6 protein-coding genes, 2 tRNA genes and 1 rRNA gene are annotated in these 23,545 nt (G+C 45.6%); 1 reads left to right on the top strand and 8 read right to left on the bottom strand.

Translation table 11 applies throughout. The features are described 5' to 3' along the window. Positions 1 to 166: 166 nt before the first annotated feature. From SVI_RS08090 to gmhB, 7 genes are all read right to left on the bottom strand, one after another. A tRNA-Ala gene (locus SVI_RS08090) sits at positions 167 to 242 on the bottom strand. 153 nt (positions 243 to 395) lie between these two features. Then, a tRNA-Ile gene (locus SVI_RS08085) sits at positions 396 to 472 on the bottom strand. 151 nt (positions 473 to 623) lie between these two features. Then, positions 624 to 2,182: ribosomal RNA gene (locus tag SVI_RS08080) — 16S ribosomal RNA — on the bottom strand. Between the two features lie 526 nt (positions 2,183 to 2,708). Beyond that, positions 2,709 to 3,302: an OmpA family protein gene (locus tag SVI_RS08075; protein WP_013051006.1), complete on the bottom strand. Its 594-nt coding sequence runs from the start codon at positions 3,300 to 3,302 to the stop codon at positions 2,709 to 2,711. A gap of 12 nt (positions 3,303 to 3,314) precedes the next feature. Continuing rightward, positions 3,315 to 7,157: a hypothetical protein gene (locus SVI_RS08070; protein ID WP_013051005.1), complete on the bottom strand. Its 3,843-nt coding sequence runs from the start codon at positions 7,155 to 7,157 to the stop codon at positions 3,315 to 3,317. 125 nt (positions 7,158 to 7,282) lie between these two features. Next, positions 7,283 to 19,372 carry a DUF11 domain-containing protein gene (locus SVI_RS08065; RefSeq protein WP_172634431.1) on the bottom strand — a complete coding sequence of 4,030 codons (12,090 nt, stop codon included), beginning with the start codon at positions 19,370 to 19,372 and terminating at the stop codon, positions 7,283 to 7,285. Between the two features lie 1,192 nt (positions 19,373 to 20,564). Further along, entirely contained in the window at positions 20,565 to 21,116 is a 552-nt protein-coding gene (gene gmhB / locus SVI_RS08060) for a D-glycero-beta-D-manno-heptose 1,7-bisphosphate 7-phosphatase (protein ID WP_013051002.1), read from the bottom strand. Positions 21,117 to 21,376: 260 nt separating this feature from the next. Between gmhB and SVI_RS08055 the strand changes: the two genes are divergently transcribed. Beyond that, positions 21,377 to 22,696: an aminopeptidase P N-terminal domain-containing protein gene (locus tag SVI_RS08055; protein WP_041419795.1), complete on the top strand. Its 1,320-nt coding sequence runs from the start codon at positions 21,377 to 21,379 to the stop codon at positions 22,694 to 22,696. A gap of 143 nt (positions 22,697 to 22,839) precedes the next feature. On the opposite strand, the gene SVI_RS08050 is transcribed toward SVI_RS08055, so the two are convergent. Further along, complete coding sequence (locus SVI_RS08050; protein WP_013051000.1) at positions 22,840 to 23,490, bottom strand: DUF6058 family natural product biosynthesis protein; 651 nt, start codon at positions 23,488 to 23,490, stop codon at positions 22,840 to 22,842. Positions 23,491 to 23,545 lie beyond the last annotated feature (55 nt).

Raw genomic sequence — 23,545 nt, 5'->3', positions numbered from 1 at the left:
AAGATAATTTTTCATTATCTTTGGCATCTCTATCCATGTTGCATGCCTTACTTTCTGCTGGAAAAGTAAGTCTACTTTGTTAATCAGAACCTTTCTGACAACAAGCAAAGTAAATGGTGTATCTACAAGAGAGCTGTTGAACCTAGGTTCTTCACAATCGAGTAAATGGTGGAGCTATGCGGGATCGAACCGCAGACCTCCTGCGTGCAAGGCAGGCGCTCTCCCAGCTGAGCTATAGCCCCATTTACATGCAGTTGAGAAAATATAACGTGACCAAATCGAGTAAGCCAAGGCTTAAAAAGATTTGGCGAAGCCAATTCGAGTGAGACAAGGCTTGTAGCGAGGACGTTTAGCCTGCTAAACGACGAACTACATAACGCAGTATCACGAAGAATTGGTGGGTCAGAGTGGACTTGAACCACCGACCTCACCCTTATCAGGGGTGCGCTCTAACCAGCTGAGCTACAGACCCATTTATACTTGCAACCTTATTTATCGCTTATTGCTTTAAACAAGAGTACGTCGTCTAAATAGACACGTATATTTCTCTTTCTTCTATCAAGTAATCTGTGTGAACACTCAAACGTATTTTCATACTTCATGTATTGAGTTAGTCGTATAGGTAAGGAGGTGATCCAGCCCCAGGTTCCCCTAGGGCTACCTTGTTACGACTTCACCCCAGTCATGAACCACACCGTGGTAAACGCCCTCCATTCTCTCCGAGGAAAGACCGGTTAAGCTATCTACTTCTGGTGCAGCCCACTCCCATGGTGTGACGGGCGGTGTGTACAAGGCCCGGGAACGTATTCACCGTGACATTCTGATTCACGATTACTAGCGATTCCGACTTCACGGAGTCGAGTTGCAGACTCCGATCCGGACTACGACCGGCTTTGTGGGATTAGCTTGACCTCGCGGCGTTGCGACCCTCTGTACCGACCATTGTAGCACGTGTGTAGCCCTACTCGTAAGGGCCATGATGACTTGACGTCGTCCCCACCTTCCTCCGGTTTATCACCGGCAGTCTCCCTAAAGTTCCCACCATTACGTGCTGGCAAATAAGGATAAGGGTTGCGCTCGTTGCGGGACTTAACCCAACATTTCACAACACGAGCTGACGACAGCCATGCAGCACCTGTCTCATAGTTCCCGAAGGCACCAAGCTATCTCTAGCGAGTTCTATGGATGTCAAGAGTAGGTAAGGTTCTTCGCGTTGCATCGAATTAAACCACATGCTCCACCGCTTGTGCGGGCCCCCGTCAATTCATTTGAGTTTTAACCTTGCGGCCGTACTCCCCAGGCGGTCTACTTAATGCGTTAGCTTGGGAACCCAGTGTTCAAGACACCAAATTCCGAGTAGACATCGTTTACGGCGTGGACTACCAGGGTATCTAATCCTGTTTGCTCCCCACGCTTTCGTACCTGAGCGTCAGTCTTTGTCCAGGGGGCCGCCTTCGCCACCGGTATTCCTTCAGATCTCTACGCATTTCACCGCTACACCTGAAATTCTACCCCCCTCTACAAGACTCTAGTTTGCCAGTTCAAAATGCAATTCCCAGGTTGAGCCCGGGGCTTTCACATCTTGCTTAACAAACCGCCTGCGTACGCTTTACGCCCAGTAATTCCGATTAACGCTTGCACCCCTCGTATTACCGCGGCTGCTGGCACGAAGTTAGCCGGTGCTTCTTCTGCGAGTAACGTCACAGTAAGCAGTTATTAACTACCTACCTTTCCTCCTCGCTGAAAGTGCTTTACAACCCGAAGGCCTTCTTCACACACGCGGCATGGCTGCATCAGGCTTTCGCCCATTGTGCAATATTCCCCACTGCTGCCTCCCGTAGGAGTCTGGACCGTGTCTCAGTTCCAGTGTGGCTGATCATCCTCTCAGACCAGCTAGGGATCGTCGCCTTGGTAAGCCATTACCTTACCAACTAGCTAATCCCACCTAGGTACATCCAATCGCGAAAGGCCCGAAGGTCCCCTCCTTTCCCCCGTAGGGCGTATGCGGTATTAGCAGTCGTTTCCAACTGTTATCCCCCTCGACTGGGCAGTTCCCTAGGCATTACTCACCCGTCCGCCGCTCGACAGCAAAGTAGCAAGCTACTTTCTGTTTCCGCTCGACTTGCATGTGTTAGGCCTGCCGCCAGCGTTCAATCTGAGCCATGATCAAACTCTTCAATTAAAGTTCTTTTGATGCATCCTCTTTCGAAGATGACATCGGCTCAATGAATTATACTGTTTTTCAAAAGTCACTCTCTATTGCTAGGTAGTACTTTCGAAGTTACATATTGCTATGGTCACTCAGTGGTTCATTGAGTTAAATTTTTGATTGCTCATCCTTTACTAGAAAGAGTGAAGCAATTTCGAATAACTCAACACCTGTGAGTGCCCACACAGATTACTTGATAAATTGTTAAAGAGCTTTTGCATCATCTTTCATATGCTGCCGTGACGCTAGGTCGTTGGCTTTCATTTACCTTGCAAGACGTTTCGCCTTGGCTTGGGCTGCGTATTCTACTGATTTCGGTTTTATCGTCAACCCCTTTAATCCGATAGTTTTCAAAAAACCGCTCAAGCGCTCACATATCAAACAATACGTTCAAATCCCGACCTAATAACATGGCTAACCCCAGTTTTAAAACAGTAAAGCCCCAGTAAAACACGTGGTTTTACTGGGGCTTTAGTTAGCTTGTGCTTAATACCCAGCTCTATTTCTCGGTAAATATCACCATGGCTCTTCTGTTCAGTGCATTAGCCTGGAGGGTGTGCGACTCGATAATGGGTTGCAACTCGCCAAAATGCTCTACAGAATATTCATACTCGCCTTGGGTTAATTGCCCTTCGAGATAATCTTGAATAGTTCTAGCTCTTCGCATGGACAGGTTTTCATTATAAGCATTGCTGCCTTGGTAATCCGTATGTCCCTTGATCACCAATTTCCCGTCCAGTGAGTTCACCAGAGCAATAAGCTTATCCAGCTCCATCTTATCTTCATCTTTGAGCAGACTTGAATCAAAGTCAAAATGGGAGATAAGCGAAATAAAGACCTTCTTATTTGGCGGCAGTATCTGTTTAATCTCGGTCACAATTTCTGCTATCAAAAACTTCTCTACGTTGATCCCGGCAAACTTATCTAGGTTTTCCTCACTGACATAAGTCTGAGTCGAGCAAGCAACCAGACTTAAGCCTGTTATCAATACCAAAGCCGTTTTCTGCATTGATGCTTTTGAGACTAACTTTTTCGACAAAGTACTCAGTGAAGAGATGCTTAATGTCGACATTAAATGGTTGAATATTGGCATAACGGATCCTCCTTAGATCTTACCGACAAGATTGATAAACACGCCCTTTGCGTCATAATCATCTTCATGGACCAGGTCATCTTCAAAATTAGAGAAGTTATAGCCAATGCCAACCTTAAAGTTGTCACTAAGCTCTTTATTCACCGAGACTAAAGCACCTTGCTCTAAAGCATCCATAGAATCATCTTTCTTCCAATGATATTCCCCAGTTACATCCCAGTCCTTCATCACAGAGTATGATGCCGAAAGCCCGGTCAGATAGATTTTAGATTCAACGGGGAAGAGTTCGCCTGACTCACGCTTAAACTTCTCTTTTTTATGCTTATAGGCAACTTTGGCACCGACATCGACTCTTGCATTGACAGAATATATGCCTTCAGCTTCAACGATATGACTCTCTTCATCTGTATAGGATACATCTCTATCTAAACTGTCAAAATCTTCCAGGTATGTATAACGACTCAAGAAATTCAACTTATCGTTATAGACAGGGCGGTATGCCAGACCCACATAACTTTCAACAAACTTAGCAACCTGCTGCTTAGTGGTCTTATTCTTAGTTCGTGAATAATTCACCTTGGCGTACAAGGTGTATTCATCGGTAAGGTGATGAGTATAGTGGTTGGTCGTCACATACTGCTCTATCTCCTCTTCGCCCTTATCCACACGGTATTCAAACTTAGTACCCAGCTGATAGTTATCCTGATCAAAGTCGATATAGGCCGTATAGCCAGTACGCTTTACATCTGTTTCATCGCGGTAATCGATATAGCCTTGCTGATAGCCTATGCCTGCACGAATGTCTTGGTTCACATCATAGTCCAGACCTGTTGAGTCGATGCGGCCCTTGCCGTTATTCTCATCGACAAACTTATTCTCCAGATAACCGTCCAGATTACTTGTCAGGCTGGCCCTCTGCCCTATGATGATATTATTACTGTCTTCATAATCATCTTTTACTAAGGTCAAATAAGTGGAGTGATCATCATTGATATCATAGTTGATTGTGGCCTGAGCCGAATCTCCACGATCACCTGTGGTGTACTCACCTAGTAGTGACAAGTCTTCGGTTATCTTGGCCTCACCACCGATAGAAGCACTGTCGTTTTCATCGAAGCCATCGCTGCTATCTATGGTTTTCTGCGCCTTGATGTAGATATTATTACTATCATCGAATACATATTCTAGGCGGGCACCTAGCAAGCTAGCATCACTTTCTTCATCATTCTGATTCAGCTCTTGGATCTGTTGACCAGCAATACCTAGCTTAATATGATCAGTCAACATGACCTGAGCTTCTAGCTTCACATCTTGAGTATCTGTGACCTTTTTACCCGTTTGGTCAGTCTCCTCTATCGTTTGGAAACTGGCCAGCAGTTGCGACTCCTCTCCAGTCTGTAATCTTAACTCTGTGCCTAGGGAAGTCTGGGCTAAGTCGTCATTCTGACTTGCATAGGAGTAACCACCATCCTTGTCCTTATACCAGACACGCAGATCGTTACCCACGGCGCCGAAGGTTTCTGGCATAAAGTCATACAAGTTAGCGACACCGGATATGGAGATAGCATCGCCCTTACGAGTCTTACCGACCCGGCTAATCTCTTCGAATGTCAGGCCACCATCATCGGAAACGAAGTTACTGTCGGCCTGAGTGCCTTCACTGTGACTAAATTCCGCCTTTAGAAAGCTTCCTTCGGTGAGTTTAAAGGTCAGATCCGCCGAGCTTAACTGATAATCCTGATTTTCCTTCTCCTCCTCCACATAACTGGCACCTATACCAATATGATCGTTAACCCAACCTTTTGCCCTGCCGCCCATGGCCATCTTTTCCAGCGCTTCAGTGCCTCTAGGAATATATTCATAATCCACAGCCAGATAGTTTTTCAGATCCCCTGAAGGTGTATTCGAGATAACGCTACCAAAGCTGTCACCAGCAATGGCTGATAGCGGGCGTGTCAGGAGTATTCGTCCTTGATAGGCATCAAACTCGTAATCACGCCCCTCTTGAAGTATGACCTCATTGACGATTCGGTTGTTGCGGTCATCCACCTGACGTACCACAACCTTGTCACTACCTGGGAGTACCTCTCCGTGGCGTAGGAAATAGAGACTCAGGCCTGTGCTACGAAACTCATCGTGGGAATATAGACTGTCTGCCTGTGAGGCAAATCCAACTAGGTTGAATCTGTCATCACCAAATTCTGTGGTGCTTCGTGTACGGTAATCCCCTCTGAAACCATAGAGACTACGATTGTATTGAGCATTCTCGGTACCCGAGATCCCGGTATTATAGTTACCCCACAAGACGCTGGATTTATCGTATTGCACATCCAGATAGACCTTGCCCTTGGTATTGACCACCTTCTGAATATTGGCATTGTCACCATAGTTACCGTAATAAAGCTCATCATCGTCCTCGAGAATATCGAAAACTGTGGTGGTATCCGAGGCGAAAGGATTCTTGAACATATCTTTCAGTTCTTGATCTTTGGTATCCACATGGGCCACCACTCTCAGCTTGTCACCAAACTTACCTTCGCCGAAATAGGCCAGGCGCCCTCGATTATAGATGTCCCCTTTATATTGGTCGTTAACACCCAACACATCTTTATTGCCCGAGACACGATTCTTACCGACATACAGATCAGCCAGAGCCGTTTGAGCATAATAGGTATCGGGAATACGAACAAACAGCTTATAGTTTCTCTCATGACCATCGTCATACTTCACCTTGACCGGAAACATATAGGCATCCGTTGGCAGATACTGTTCCACATAGAGGCGATTATCTTCGATGGTGTACTCATCTTCGCCAATAAAGACGCGATCGACTCCCTTAAGGCCCGTGCCCATCAATTTTGCCATGCCTGCCGAGGTGGGAATATTATGGCGCAGTAATTTCGCTACGCCGTAACTGCGTGAGCCTTTATCCGTGTCAGTATCACCAGAGCCAGTTCCTGTGGTGGTGGCTTGCTGATGATCAAACTTATCCATCTCCACCTCTTGTGAACCACGGATAAGATCTGTCACCCCTATTGAAGTCACATCCATGTTGCCATCCTTGTCCCACAATTTTAGGCGGTACAGGAGTTGTTGACCCTTCTTCATCTCATAGGGAATATCTGTAACACCATCCCACTGAACATCGAATTCATTACTTAAGGTATCACCGGTTAATACCTTGAGTGGCTCGCTCAAGTGAATGTCCTTACCGCGATACACTTCAAGCTGCCAACGTTTGATGTAATAGCTATAGTTAGTCACTAGATTAAAACTAACCGAGTCACTTATCTTGCCCTGATCGACTTCGATGGCATCGCTGACAGACAATTCGAGTTGTGGGTCGACCTTAGTGATGTCACGGCTAGCCCAGATGGCACCTTCATCCAGATAGATACGTGAATTATCTGTCTGCTCATGAATGGTCTGTTTAAGATCTGTGGACTCAGATTGAATCAATTCCAGAGCCAGATCCTCTGGCTGAGCTTGTTTATCCGACTCAGGCGCTTTAACCCGTTGAGGCTCTGTACCTGGCTGAATCACCTCTGTGTACACAAAGTTGGCAGGAGTGTTAATGTCCGAAATTTGCTTAGCCGGAGCTTGCTTACCCGAAACTTGACGGTAGGAAGTTCGACTAACCGAAGTTTGACTCGCCGGAGTTGGCTTAGCCAAAACTTGACGGTAGGAAATTCGACTATCCGGTACTTGATTGTCCGAAGCTTGCTTAGCCGGAGTTTGACTGTCTGGAGTTTGATTAGCCGACACTTGATTGTTCGAGTCGACTCCTGCTTGTGCCATCAAGGGCAGGCAAGTGATGATCATTAACGATAAATGATTTAATTTAAATTTTTTCACGCATATATTCCTTTAGCTTTCCACCCACAAACTCGGCAGGCTTCCAAGCCTAAATCCGGGGGCGCTTAACAACAAAGAGCCGATGGAAGTGATCCCATCGGCATACTTGATGTTGGGGTGGTTACTTATTCCGTATCTTGGCTTTTCGTGGCTGATGCCTTAGAAGCCGAGTTGTCAGTGGTTTTAACACTGGCTGCTTGCACGCTGAAATTGAATTTAGCTAATCCATAAGGCGAAATACGTTTAACCTTAGGATTCTCGCTTATCACCTTCATGCCTGTAGGCAGTGAATCACTATCAAGTTTTACCAGGAAGTTGCGACCCTTCTTGTCCGTTACCCACTGATCTGGTACATGGTAACGACCAAACTCATCTGTCTCTATCTTAATACCTTCAGTAGTGATCAGACGTGCTCCTGGAATACCATCTTCATAGACACCTATGTTATCTATGACTATCTCCCACAGGTAACGCGGCTCTACAGCCTTGATGCGATACAAGTTACGGGTAACATTGATAACTTCCGCCGACAAGCCAGTCTTCACGTCTCCGTTTAGGCTACGAGTCACTTGTCCCTCAGACGAAAACTCGATTCGTGTTCCCTCTCCAGTGGTGAGAGTTAACGGGAATGAATCAGGCGTTCTGGTCTGGAAACGAATTACCGCAAGATGAGATTCATCTAAAGTGCGATTGCGTGACTGTCCCATCAATTTATCTATTTCGATTCCAGATTGAATCGGCGCCAAGATCTTAGCACTAGCATCATCTAAGTCATCGACAGGCTCAAACTTATCCGTCAGCTTTAACTTGGTCGAGTCGGCCACATAAGCGTCTCTTGGTAAGTCGGCCATCACCTTGATGTCGAACGCACCTGCATCGGCTTGATATCCATCACCATTAATATCCTCGAACACCTTACCTATAATAGAGGCGGTATCGAAGAGTTTATCACCCTGAATCTCAACCGTCGCAGTGGCAATATCAGAGACATTAACGCCCTTGATCTTCGCCTGAGCCGTGTTGATATATTTACCGAAGGTCACTCCAACTGAGACCTTAAGCAGATAACGGATCCGCAACTTTTCGAACGGTTCAAAATCGACATTGGCAAACCTGAGTTGACCTGACAGTGTTGGTTGTTTAGTGAGAACCACATCGTCTTGAGTATCGAACTTGCCATCTATACCACTCAGGGTCATCTCTGTGGTATCGAGCTGATAACGGAAACCAGCGGGCAACTTATCGAACACGGCCACATCCTTGAAGTAGGATTCATTGTCGTTATCTATGATGATTTCATATTCTATCACCTCACCAACCTGAGCCGTGTTTTTCGAAGCCTGCTTAGTTATCTTAAGCTCGCCCTGATTGTCCGGGATCTTCTTGATATGTGTGGTCGCATCATCTTGAGTCACTGTGCCGTTTTGCTCAGTCACCACAAAGGTGTTAGTCACATCATCATCCAGATGCTTGGCAATGGTCGCGCTGATCACCAACTCAATCCGACTTCTTCCCTTAGACTTAAAGTTTCTCTGAATATTCAGATTATGCTTGTTGAGCTGATCACCCTTGAGAGTAAACTGGTCAACCACACTGCTGCCCTCATACTCAGTTCCCTCTATGCTCCAATCGGTGAAGACATCGATTCCCTTTGGACTATTCAAACCAGCAATATCATCGAACAAGTTAACCAAAGGCGCGTTGCCCTCACCAATATTGACAGCACTCAAGTGATAGATAACTTGGGTATCGCTGTCGATATAGTTGGTTTTCTCTACGGTTTTCTCTACCTGCATCTTGGCACCTACCGGCGGAAGATCCAGATATGATAATTTGTCTGCACCTCCAATCCCATCAATACTCTGATTCACTTTAAGAGACTTATGATAAGTTGAGCCGAGGAAGAAACCATATACGTCGATATTGGTCAACATATCCAGATCCACTGTGGTCGTGATGGTGAAATCCACACTGCCACCCGGGGCGATATTGAGCTTAGTCGCGATATCCTCGTTATCGGTAAATTCACCGCTTGTGGTGTTATTACCGCTTGTTGCTGCACTTATGGTCCAACTGTCGAATGCCAATCCCTGTTCTTGATTAATCCAAGTGCCCGTAGATTTAGCAAACTGGGTCAAGAGATAGACATCTTTCGCCACGCCCTGACCTTCGTTTTTCAACACCAGGTGATATTCAACTGGCTCGCCGGGTACATAATATTGCGCACGAGTGAACAGCTCTCCCACGACATTAGCCACAGCGGTTGGAACCAGATTACTTTCAACCTCTTCGCCATCTACCTGGGCGATATTTTGAATATCTCCCACGGCATTCTCATTCACAATGCCACTGACATTGAAAATAATCTCACTGCCAGGTGCGATATCCACCTCATATTCACTGTTTGAGGTAGGTTTAGCACTGCTGCCCTTGCCTATCTCGCTCGGGGTGAAACTCAAACTTCCTGGTACGAATGCCGCACCCAGAGTTGAATCGGCGTACTCAACTTGTATCGCCGACATATCGTCAGACACTAGCGTATCGAAGATATAGTTATTAGAGGTGTTCTTCATGGTAAGAGTGAAGTTGAGAGTCTCGCCGGGTACATATTCAGTTTCCACACTGACTTTTTCCGACTCAAGCACTGCAACATCTGGGTTAATGACAACATTTGATTCCTGATGAGCACCATCGAACTTGATATCTGCCGTGTTGCTTATCTCGCCAACGGCATCGTCTCGTACGACTGCGTCTACGGTGAACACTAAAGTATCTTTCGGTGCCAAATCGATCATGACCTCGATATTAGTATTGTTCGCACTATCACTTCTCTTACGTGATTGGCTCACCACGCTGGTATTACTATCACCAGACTGGTAACTATATTCCCATGACTTAAACGCTCTCTCCTCGACGCCATCTATGGTCAGCACCTTAATCTCTTTGATCATATCTTTGAGATTAACTTGATGAGCGAAAGCATCGGTTTGGTTGGTTAATGTCAGGTGATAGGTCACCTTGCCACCATCTTGATAAACGGGAGAATCTACGGTTTTGACTAAGGTAACAGTCGCCTTAGAAGGAATCGATAATGCCTCATCATTGAGGTCATTAGCCGATGCCTTGTTGAGCACCTCGCCTAGGGCTGTATCTTTAAGCTGCGCCTTAATGACAAAGGTCAAACTGCTATTGGCGGCAATATCGGCATGCGCCACTAATACACCACCGTCTAGAGCCATCTGTACCAATTCATCAGTGCTATCGTGAGTGACTTCCAAAGAACCAGGCACAAAAGCCTGGCCATTGAGGCCACCGGCTAGATCGGTATTGATACCGGCAATAGCATCTTGGATCAGTACATCATTGGCCCAACCTAAGCCTCTGTTTTCGATAACTAAGGTATAAGTCAGCAGATCACCAGGTAAATAGTTTTCCTTATCCACCGACTTGGTGAAGATAAGATCTGCATCCTCGGGCAATATGCTCACGCCCGCAGTTTCCTCGTCCGCCGTTACCGTGTTGACCACTTCTCCTAGAGCCGAAGACTTCATCTTGGCTGTCAAGGTGAACACCACCTGACTGTGAGGGGCTATATCCAGACGTGCACTGAGTTTATTGGGCTCAGTACCCAGTACAATCAGTTCAGGTTTACTGGTATGGCTGACCACTAGGCTAGCATCGACAAATGGCGTGCCCATCTCTCCACCAGCAAGCTCTGTGGTGATAGCATTGAGGTCATCTTCAAGCTGGACATCATGAGCCCAAGCGTCGCCGGCATTGATTAGCGTTACCGTATAAACCACATCTTCATCCACCAAATAGGTAGGTTTAGATACCGTTTTAGTCAGGCTTAGAATCGGATTAGCCACAGGGGTTATCATCACATCTGAGGTTTTACCATCGGCAGATGCCTGGTTAATTACCGGACCCAGAGCAGTATCCACGAGCAAAGCCTTAATGGTAAAGACCAGATCCGTCATTGGCGCGATATCGGCACTGGCTTGGAGCTTATTATTCGCCACCGACATAGTAACCAATTCAGGTCTAGTATCATGGTTTGCCACCATAGAATTCGCCACGAATGCCAAACCTGAACTACCAGGAATACCGCCAGCAAGCTGAGTGGTTATCGCGGACATGTCATCTACAATGCTGACATCGTTGGCCCAAGCCTCTGTCGTGTTACTCACAGTCACCTGATAAGTCACCATTCCACCAGGTATGTACCTCACATGACTGACGGTTTTCTTTATCTCCACCTCACTCGGAGCCGGATTAATCTTAGCTTCGGCTTCATTGCCATCGGCGATGGCTGTATTGACTATCTCTCCTAGCACTGTGTTATTAAGCTTGGCGCGAATGGTGAAATTCACTTCAGATTTAGGCGCGATATCGACCTGAGCCGTGAGCTTATTATCTAAGATTGTCATCTCGATAAGATTAGGCTTACTGTCACTGGTCACGCTCAGGCTATCTTTGACAAACGCGTCAAAAGTCACGCCACTGGCATGCTCTGTGGTTATCTTGCCCAGATCGTCAGACACCTGAACATCATTGGCCCAAGTATCGGCGTTATTTTTTACCGTAACTGTATAGGTAACTAGCCCTCCAGGTAGATAGATAGGGTTATTGGCCAGCTTAGTTATCTGCACCTTAGGGGTATCTTGAGGTGTTATCACGGCCGAGGCATCTTGATCTCCAAGATTGGCTATGTTGGTCACTTCTCCTAAAATGGTGTCTTGCAACTTAGCTTCTAGGGTAAAGCTCACTTCACTCATGGGAGCTATGTCCATGGTCGCGCTGAGGCGATTATCCTTAACCTGCATCTTCACCAATTCAACAGTACTGGTATTGGTCGCCGTTAATGTGCCTGGAACAAATGCATTGACCATGGCGCCACCCGCCTGTTCGGTCATGATACCGGCGAGATCGTCAACCAATTCCACATCATTTGCCCATGTCTGGCTGGTATTAGCCACTGTCACGGTATAAGTGATGAGTTCACCTGGCATATAAGTAGGCTTGCCAACGGTTTTGCTCAACTTAACTGTTGCCACAGGTGGATTAATCGCAATCTCAGAGCTAAGCTCATTTGCCTTGGCGATATTGACTATCTCCCCAAGAGCCGTGTCCTTAACCTCGGCGCTAAAACGGATGTTGATGACCTGGTGCGGAGCGATATCGGCGGTGCCGATAAGCTGGTTATCTACAACTTTTATATCACCTAAGTCTCCTGGTACCAATGGCGTCGAAACTACAGAGTCCAGCACCATGCTCGACGGCACAAATGCCTTGTCGGTAATGCCGCCAGCAAGTTCCGTTTCGATATCGGACAACAAATCAGATATCTTCACATCATTTAACCAACCGTCACCACGGTTCTCTAGTTTGATGTTATAGCCGACCCTGTTTCCAGGAAGATAAGTAGGACTATCTGCGGTTTTCAAGATGAGCAACTCACCTTCAACCGGCGTATAAATCGCGTCATCCATTAAGATATTATTACCCTGAGTGACCTGGGTCATATTATCTATGTCGCCTAATATCTCTGGCTTAACGGTACCAAATAACTGCAAGGTCACAGAGTCGCCAGGGTGGATATTGAACTCATTGAAATAGCCTTCACTATTATTGAGCTCCTTACCGGCAATAATAGTGGTCAGGCTAGAGCTGCTTGTTACAGTTACCTTGTCCCACTTATCAAATACCCGCACCTTGTCAGTGCTTCCCGCGGCAAAAGCTGTGGTTTTGTCCAGAAGGTTAGCCAGCTCAGTATTGAGCGCATATCCTGAACCTATATTCTTGATGACAACTTCAAAACCTATGCTCTCCCCTGGTGCATAGACAGCGGGTACCTTGATGGCATGTTCATCTAAGCTGATTTTTGCAGGCAAGGGCTTGATGTTACCTTCGATAAGCCCAAAGTCTTTGTCATCTATGCTTGCGGTATTGGTGAATTCTCCTACAGCGCTGTCGTTAACCTTGGCGCTGATATCGAAAATGATGCTGGTATTCACCGGCGTCGCAGACGAATCTCTGGCGGCAATTCTTATCTCAGTATTGAGCTTACCCGGTGTGCCTAAGCTAGCTGGTATTTGTGAGTTAACCTTATCGCCCACCACTCTGGCACTGATCACTATATCGGTCAGTGCAGGCTGCATGGTGCCATCGGCCGTCATGACCATGATGGCATTAAGATCATCCTCCACCGGCACGATAGCGATAGAATCTGAGGTGTTAGTGATCTCGATTTGAAATCTGACCTCACTTCCCGGCGTATAATTTGGCGTATCTGTATGCTTGCTTGAGGTGATACTCATCACCCCAGAGTTGAGATCCACATGGGCAACATCTGCATCGTTAACAAACAGAGTATTGCGCACTAAACCCGTTACATCTCCAGCCACTTTACCTGTGACAAAAAAGCTCAAGGTTTCTCCCGGCGCGATATCCCCATGGGCATTAAGAGGCACATTGCCACTGATATCACCAGTCACAACGGACAGGACAGGAGCAAACTTTGGATCTTGCTCTACAGACCATGCAGTAAAGGCCTTCTGGCCATCGGCGGAAACGATTTTGTCGATAGGGTCAGTGATTAGCAGATCATGGGCAAAACCTTCACCACTATTACTCACCCATACGCGATACTTCACCTCACCCTTAGGCGCATATTCGGTTTTATCATTTCCATCGGCCGAGGTCTTGATGACTTCCTTGCCATAGGTCAACTTAGGCGCAAAAGGTGGGATCACTTGAGTGGCGTCGGTGTTACCGTCCACCAGCAGATGGTTACTGTCTACATCACCGGTTGCCGTGTCTTTGATCACAGCTGTGATGCGTATGGTTATCTCATCTAAAGGTCCGATATCTGTGATGAAATCGATATCGCTATCGGCTGAATTTACAGGTACCTGAGTGTCGGTACGGCTATCGCTACCAGAGGCAACTTCATACTCGACACGCCAGCTGCTAAACGCCTGACCACGACTACCACCGGCAAGCAAGGTCTTGATGTCGCCAATCTTGTCCTTAATAGCCACATTGTTGGCCCAGGCATTGTGATTGTTGGTGATCTTGATGGTATATACCACCTCATCGCCGGGGCGATAATGGCTATTGGCCTGATAAGGCTTACCACCAATACTGGTGATAACCTTGCTGTGGCTGATATCTTTTACCTGAGCCTTAAGCGTTGCATTCTTCTTTTCGCTGGCTGCTTCCACATGGTTCCTGACCTCGCCCAGCACGACATAATCCAACTTAGCCTCGACGCTGAACTCGATAGCTTCATTGGGTGCCAGATCAAAATCCGTGTCGATATTTATGTTGTCACCATCACTGAAACCGCCAATGTTAGTGACTCGGCCCGGAGTATAATGCGCCGTGACCTTCCACTCAGTGAACGGCTCCGCCGTAACCCAAGATCCAGCTGGTAAGGTGTCTTCCGCTATTTCCGATTTAATATTTTTGAGCATATCTCTAATATGCACCGCATAAACCGTGCCCCAGCCCTTGTTTTCCAGCTTAATCTGGTAAAAGACCTTATCTTCGGGGGCATAATCGCTCTTTCGACTAGTGAACAAGGCATCCGAATAGGCAATTTTACTCAAGCTAAATTGAGCTTGCTGCATCACAGATATTTCACTGTTTTTAGTGGTTCTTCCCGCGGTTACACTATTATGAAAATCACCAACTACCTCTTGATTGATCTTGGCCGAGATGTAGTACTCGACATAGCCACCGGTGCCAATATCCACTAAGGTATCGATATTATTATTGGCAGTGAATACGCCATAATTGGACACCATACCACCATCGGTTTTAGCCTTAATAGTCCAACTCTCGAACACAGGACCTGTATTGCCGTCGAACCAAGCAGCTGTCACGCCTTCAAGATCATCAACGACCTTTAGCTGTTGTATGCTGCCCTTACCACTGTTTTCCACGCGGATCTTATAGGCCACATAGCCACCGGGAGTGTATCCCTCACCGCTGAGCTTGTTGTGACTTGCATCGAAATAGCCAATGACTTGCTTAGTCAGCTTATAGTTTTCTGTGCTCTGGGAGTGACTGACACTGGTAGTATCGTTATTAACTTTAAGTACGTTGGTTATCTCACCTTCGGCTCTGTCTATGACTTTAGCCACCACGGTATAAACAATCTCACCGCCAATTGGCAAGTTAATCTCGGTATCAAGATCGTTATTATCACTATAAGAACCAGCATTGTAATACAGTTCAAACTCAGGCTTTGCCCCAGTCGCGGAATTTGTCGCGATTGGCTTTTGCTTAACCTTAGTGAAAGACCAAGATTCATAGGCCTTCACCGAACGCCCCTTGATATCATCGACCATCACCTCGCTCAGCAAATCCTGAACCTTGATGCCTACTGCATGTCCCTTACCCGTGTTCTTGATCGACAGGCGATAGGTCAGAGTCTGACCCGGCTGATAGTTTTTATTGTCCGACTCTTTACTGTAATCCCAGTTAGGTTTAAAGGGCTTAACCACTAGCTCGCCATTGATGATGTCACCGGCGGCGTCATCTCGTACCACACCAGTAATGGTATAAACCACCTTGTCACCTGGGCCAACATCTATCGTGGTATCTAAGTTTTTGTTGTTTTCCACCTGACCGTCTAATGTGCCATCGGTCGTGCCATCGCCATTGAGAGTGGTTTTGGTGACATCAACATTAAACTTGTCATTGAAAGGATGGCCTTGTGTGTGTTTGCCGTCTTTATCTATCAGATCGACACTGAGATTTTCCAGCTCATCCAGAATGTGGATGTTGTTGTAATAACCTAACTTGGAACTTGCGGTGATCTTATAGGTAATGGTATCTCCTGGCTTATACTTAGCCGGGAAGACTTCACGCACCACTTCTCCACCTGACATTTCTCTGTGGTTTTCTGCCTCGGCGCAACCGGCATCATCACCATTCTCGCGGAACAGACACACACGGTTAGTCACAGTTTCATCAACCACGTTATCTTTGATGATGGCTTTTATGGTGTAGACCTTAGATGAATTAGGTGCCAGCGTTATCACCTCGTCGAGATCGGCACTTGTGCTGTTTTTCGCTAAGGTTTTACTCGTTGACTCTATGGTCCAGCTTTCGAACGGGCTACCGACAATATCGGCAAAATGATTATCTTTATCGTTCGCTAAGGTCGACTCGATTGCAGACATCCCATCGAATACCCGCAAGTTTTCAACCAGAACATCGCTGTCGTTTCTCACCGTGATGGTATAGGTCTGAACTCCCCCAGGCCTATAATGCAACGGTGATGACTCCTTGTGTATATCGACACTAGGCAGTTCTGGATCTGTGATAGGAAAAATATCCGCCGATGACTCACTGTCTCTGTTATCCAGAGGCTCATGAACCTTTACCGTGTTTGTCACCTGACCGTGTATGTTATTAACCACGACTCCTGTGATGACGAAGACAATTCTTCCCCCTGGGGCGATATCCACCTTGGTATCGATATTTTTATCATCCGCAACCTTACCGCCCACGATGCGACTACCTATACCAAAGGACTCATCTTTTACAGTCCAGTGGTTGAACAGGCCTAGGGCGGCTATATCATCTTTTACATCTGTGTTATTAGCATATCCTGCACCGATATTCTTCACGGTTATCGTGTATGAGACTGTATCTCCAGGCGTATAGTTTGTCTCAGAAACCTGCTTATCTACCACTAGATTGGGTAATCTATAATAACTTTCTGCCGATGCAGTCTCAGTTTTATCTACGACCACATTATTGACTATGTGCCCCCAGACGATATGGTCCTGAGTACGTTCAGGTATTTTGGCCTCTATGGTGTAGGTGAGCGTGCCCCCCGCCGCGAGACTGAACTTGGTGTCTAGATTAACATTGCTTGAGACATTACCTGGTAAGCCCGAGTCTTGATTGGGCCTACCGTCAAGGGCGGCCGTGATGGTCCATGACTCGAACGCTGGCGCCATCTCCCCCTTCTGATGCAGAAGTTCGGCCTGAATGCCGGCAATATCATCGAATACCGGGATATCTTTAGCGTAACCGGCAATATCGGCATTGCTTATTACTATGGTATACCTAAGAGTATCGTCGCCTTGTGTGTAGCGAATTTTATCCACGGTTTTTTCCACGGAAAGATCGTACTTGTAAGGTTCGGCGCCAACATCAGAATAGGCACTGCCGTCAACCATTACCTTGTTTCTGACTATACTTGTGATGGTGTTCTTGGTGGTGGCCACTATGGTATAAGTGATGGTGTCACCGGGGAACACATTGGCATGGGTATCGAGATCATTATCTGCAGCAATGCTTCCGTCAAGATCTGGGTTACTGTGGCTTGATGGTGCGCCACTGCTGTCGGTGACGCTGGTAGTGATAGTCCAACTTGTAAATGCCGAACCTGTGACGCCATCTGCTGTGATGGCCGAAATTGCATCGACTACAGGTACATTATGCAGGTAACCTTTACCCGAGTTTTTAATGGTTATTGTGTAGGTTAAGTCATCACCGGGAGCAAACTCACGTTGATCAACCAGCTTCTTCACCTCAACCTTACCATCTGGCATATTGATACCAGAGCCGTCTTCGGGAACGGTATCATCACAACTTGGGTTATCTATTATGGTTCCGATAGCATCAGGATTAACTAACACATCCAGTTGATAAACCACCTTACCTTTTGGCGCTAAGTCTAATACTAGATCGATATCACCTGTTTTTTCGACGCCAAAGGCGAAACTGCCGGGATCGCTGCCCTCCACATCGACACTCTTGACGCTGAGCTTCCACTTCTCAAACGGTGAACCAGTAGAGCCATCCACAAGTTCTGTGGTGTTACAGGTCGCAATCTTATCAGTTAAACTAATATTATCCGCGAACTGAGTCGCGTTAGTGTTACTCACCTCAATGGTGTAGCTTACCCAATCGCCCGGCATATATTCAGTGCCATTGGGTGACTTGTGGGCGGTGAAATCTTTGATGGTAGCCAATGCGGTCACTGTGGCACTCGCCGTTTTCTCGACAGTAGAATCTGAGTTTACAGAGGCTGTATTTGTAATATCAGATATGGCCACGGCCTTAGATGTGGCAGTGATAATATAAGTCACCGACTCATTCGGGTAGAGGCTGATCAGATCGTTAAGGTCATTATTCGATGATGTGCCGCCTGAGGCCATAAATTCAGACAGACTGTGAGAGCCAAGATCCTTCACCTCTATCTGCCAAGTCTCAAATGGACTAGCAGTAACATTAATGTGGTTATATTCAGCCAAATCGTTATTAGCCAGATCGACGACTATGTCATTTATCTTGTCTTCTACCTGATAATGATTCGCTATACCTAAGCCAGTGTTTTCAAGCTTTATCGTATATGTGAGTGTATCTCCGACCTGATAGTCTGCGGTTGGGCTTACCTGCTTGGTGATAACCACATTAGCTTCTTCAGGCTCAATAACGACTGGATTCGAAAGTGTTGAGTCATCATGGGCCGTAGCCTCGGCGTAGTTAAGAATATCGCCAATTAATGTGTCTGCGACTGTGGCCGTAATTCGATATTCGACCCAGCCTCCCTTAGCGACAACTACGTCCTTAGCCTGTAAATCTGGGCCATGGGCATCAAATACCCCGCCACTAGAACCCTTACCTTGAGTCGTCGCCGTAATATTATCGATAGAGCTAAAGGCCGGTATAGTATTGCCTTCCATGTCTTCGGCTGTGATACCAGATAAGTTATCCTCAACAAGGGCATGACGAATCTTCCATTGACCCGTGTTACTCACCTTGATGGTAAAACTGACCTTACCGCCGGGGGAGTAAAGCAAATTGTCTGCACTCTTAATCACGTCGAGCTCATAAGGTGCTCTCGGGGTCGTGACCGAATTGGATTCAAGGGAGAGAAAACTTGATGTTAATTGAGCGGTCACCTCTATCTCTTGTGCGGCCGTGGGGCTTACTTTAGCCTTTATGTGGTAAGTCACCACTCCACCTTCGGCTAACGTGACCTGCTTAGCATTCAAGTCTCCGTGGGAATTGAACTCCCCGGCTTGAGAGCCTACCGTTGCCGTCGCATCGACAGACACACTCGTAAAGGCATCAACAGGGTTGCCATTGATGTCAGACGTCTTGATATCAAGCAGTCCGGCTGTCACCGAGAGTCCCTTCACCAGCTTGCCGCCGTTATTAGTGACGACTAAGTCATATTTCATTATTAACTCGTTATCATAAACCTTGGAGCCGGTCGATAACTCGAATGTAACGAGATCACTTGCACTTGCCACTGCGGGTATTAACCCGAGCGATATCAGCAGAGATCCAATAAATAAAATTCGCATCCTTGAAAACATAAATTAAATCACCACCAATAAAATAGATAAGTTTAAGATGTTAAAAACACCGAAAGAGATACACCAAGAATATGAGACAGAGTAATTATTAATGGCTCGGTACTCAAACCTAGCTAATCTCAATAAAAGCCAAATAACATTAAAGAGGGAAAAGTAAAGATACGCAGATCACACTTTACGTTTAATCAAGAAGAGGTGGTTGCGCACTTGTTACTATTCAGATAACAAAAACGAATTAAATCCACTTCCAATCAGTTTTACCGATTGGGGATAATCTAACATTCCGATTAAGTGGAAGTGGACCTAACTTGCCAAACAACAACCACCGCAACACGCAGACCCTTAGGCGCAACAAAAACGCAGCACTCCCAAACAAAGAAGATCAAAGATTGACAATTCAAGGGCGTATGCCTGCCAATTTTAAACAAAACGCAACAATAAAATCGGGTGTAATATTGAGATACAAATATCCAGCATATGTTATTGCTTTGCTACTCAGACATATGAAAGTTTATAAACTAAAATTTCATCAACAACAGGAATAAAGCACTGTTTAAATTAACAAAAAACCAGTTACCCCCAAATGTTAAATTTCAACACCACATAACGATTATTCAATACACTTATCACTTCCGGTTAAACAAGTAGCACAATAGATAATGCCGGTGAATATAGATAATTAAGCAGACTTATGTGAGCGCTTACATGTTAACCTTTAGTCTACAAGTGCCTGTAGAAAATATATTGAATGCAGGTTTAGTTAGAGGAATTGAACCACTTGTTTGATAAATATATAAGCAAAAGACATAGAATAAATTAGACAGAGCGTTAGCCATAAGTGTTGAAGATAAGGGCAAGCTAGAGGGGAGACAGAAGTAAAGCCATTAGTAGAGCTAGAGGGAAAGCCAGAGAATAGTAATCCGCCACAGCTAATCACTATACTCAAACAAAAATGTTGGGCTAATATCCAGACCTCAAGCTCCTAAGGTTCGCAGGAACTTGAAGTCATCAATTACCGAGTCGATGATGCCATTGACTCGATGCACCAGCCAAACTAACAGCTTTTAAGGTATGCAGGTACATCGGCTATAGAGTCGAGCACTATCGTCGCGGCGGCAATGGCTTCATCTGTGACTGACTTGCCGGTGCGAACCAGAATTCGAGTGGGGATACCAGCCGCTTTAGCTGCCAACATATCATCTCGCTTATCTCCGACCATAACTGACTGACTCAGATCTATACTAAGAAATTCAGCCGCGGTTAACATCATGCCGGGTTTTGGTTTACGACAATCACAATCTTGCTTGTAATCACCTAAGCCCTTCTCGGCGTGATGGGGGCAATAATAAATGCCATCGAGTTCGACGCCTTTATCGGCGAAGTTCCAATCCATCCATTCGGTTAGGCTATGAAATTGATCTTCACTATACATGCCACGCGCAATACCCGATTGATTGGTTACCACAGCCAGCTTATACCCCATCTCTTTAAGAGAGCGACACGCATCGAATACACCTTCTACGTACTCAAAGTCATCAACCTGATGCACATAACCATGATCGATATTGATCACACCATCTCTGTCTAAAAAAACTGCTGGGCTCACGTGTTTAACTCCTAAGTCTGATTCCAGACATTATCCCATCCATTGCAGCAGATTGCACCGCGAACTTATCTATTTATCTTAAGAATATTTACACTGAATAAAATATACAAACATGCTAACTTCACTTATATGTTACAACCTGGAGCAGCCAAGAAACACTCAAGACTCATGGCAGGCTCAAGTAAGCTACCAGAGGCTGTTTACAGAGAGCTTATCCCAAGGTGAATTCACATAAACACACCAATGAAGAGACAAATAAAATGAGCTGTGATTTATACCAAACAAGAAGAAAAGCCCTATACGACCAACTGCCCGAAGGCAGTTTTGTCATTCTTGCTGGCTATAGCCAGAAAGTTCGCAGTAAGAACATCAAGTATCATTTCAGGCAAGACAATGACTTTCTCTATCTGACCGGCTTTGCCGAACCCGATGCCGTAGCCCTACTCTGCTCCGATAAGACTAAAGATTCAGGCTTTAATTACAGCTTATTTTGCCGCCCTAAAGATAAAGCCCAGGAAGTCAGTTTCGGAGAACGCGCCGGCATCCATGGAGCCATCACGGATTTTAATGCCGATGAGGCTTATGATATTGCCGAATTAGAGGCTGTACTGCTCTCACAGCTTGCATCCCATCAACACATTTTCATCTGCGATGAGCTGGGCCGCTTCTCAAGTCGAGTCATGGACTGGATGAATCATCAAAGAAACACAGCCTCATTCGATACCATAAAACAGCACCTCAGCGTGACTCCCCTGGCCAAAGTGCTTCATCCGATGAGAGTAATAAAGAGCCCAGATGAGATAGCTAAGATCAAAGCCGCAGTCAAAGCGTCTACCGACGCTCATATGACCGTGATGAAAGCCTGTAAACCTGGGATAAATGAAGCGGAACTCGCAGCCACCTTTAACTTTACCATAGCCAAATATGGCGCTACCGATGTGGCTTATCCCAATATCGTCGCCTCGGGCAACAATGCCTGTTGTCTGCATTATGAAGAAAACTGCTGCACAGTCGAAGACGGTCAGATACTGCTTATTGATGCCGGCGCCGAACTCGCTCACTATGCATCTGATATCACCCGCAGTTATCCGGTAAATGGCACGTTCACAAGGGAACAAAAAGCCATTTATAGTCTGGTATTAACCGCCCTAGATTCAGCCATAGCACAAGTTAAACCCGGCGCTAGCTGGAACCGCCTCCATGAAACTTGCATGGAAGTGATGGCCAAAGGTTTACTGGAACTTGGTCTGTTAAGCGGTAATATTGATGACATAATGAAAAATGAAACCTATAAACGTTTCACTGTTCACAAGACAGGTCATTGGCTTGGCATGGATGTTCATGATGTGGGTCCCTATCACGATGAACAAGCCCAGTGGCGAAAACTTGAGCCTGGTATGACATTTACCATAGAGCCAGGGATCTATATCCCCCTATCGGCAACCGATGTCCCCGAGGGCTACCGTGGCATGGGAATACGCATCGAAGATGATATATTAGTCACCCAAACAGGCCATGAAAACCTATCGGTAAAGGTGCCACGCACCATTGCCGAAATAGAAAATATTATGGCAAAGTAACTTATTATCATCGAGCGGAACAAAAATATTTCCGCTCGATGCCGAATTCATACATATATAAGACAAACGCTCTCAGTTATCCAGGTTACAAGGTGTAGCCAAGTTCAAACCACCACTTTTGTGTGCCCTAGCTTATTATTTGGTTATTTGGTTATTTGGTTATTTGGTAGCTTATATTTACGACGGATTTCATTTACCAATCTATGCCTTGAACTTTTAAGTCGTTCATGTGGTGCAAATAATGAACTCACTGAATCTAAGAGATTAACAGCTAGAGTTAGCTTATTCATCTGTTGAGAGGTTAACTCATTGAACTCTGAAATCTCGTTAATTTCAAGGATTGAAAACTCTTTAGCTGCAATATCTTCAGGTAAGCCTGTTTGGGTACATAAACCATAAATACCATTCAAAAAGTTATTCCACTCTTCTTTAATGTGCTCATCCAGTCCACTTTTTAGTTTATAACTAATAGAATAGTGACCTTGTTCTTTAAGGTTTTCAATTGCTATCTTATAACGATTATAAAATATAGCGTAAATAGATTCAGGGGATTTTAATGATTGAACAATCGCTAACCAAGAAGCATAACCTTTAGCATAATACTCAATTTCTTGCTCATCATTATGAACACCGAAGAATGAATCACTTTTTACATTTAGCGTTAACTTATAAGAGCACTTTGGCATTAGCCTATCATTTTGATAGCTTAATAATTCTAGTTCGGTAACTTTTGAAACATCGAGCAATTCCTTTTTGGTGAAGAAATTATCATTCAGATATTTTATAAGTTCCATTAAATCTTACCTCCATTAGATGTTACCTCCATTAAATAACACCGAAATTCAATAT

Origin of the sequence: Shewanella violacea DSS12, assembly GCF_000091325.1 — a bacterium.
Classification (GTDB): Bacteria; Pseudomonadota; Gammaproteobacteria; order Enterobacterales; family Shewanellaceae; genus Shewanella; species Shewanella violacea.
Note: the sequence above shows the minus strand (reverse complement) of the source record. Positions and strands in the feature narration are given on the sequence as shown.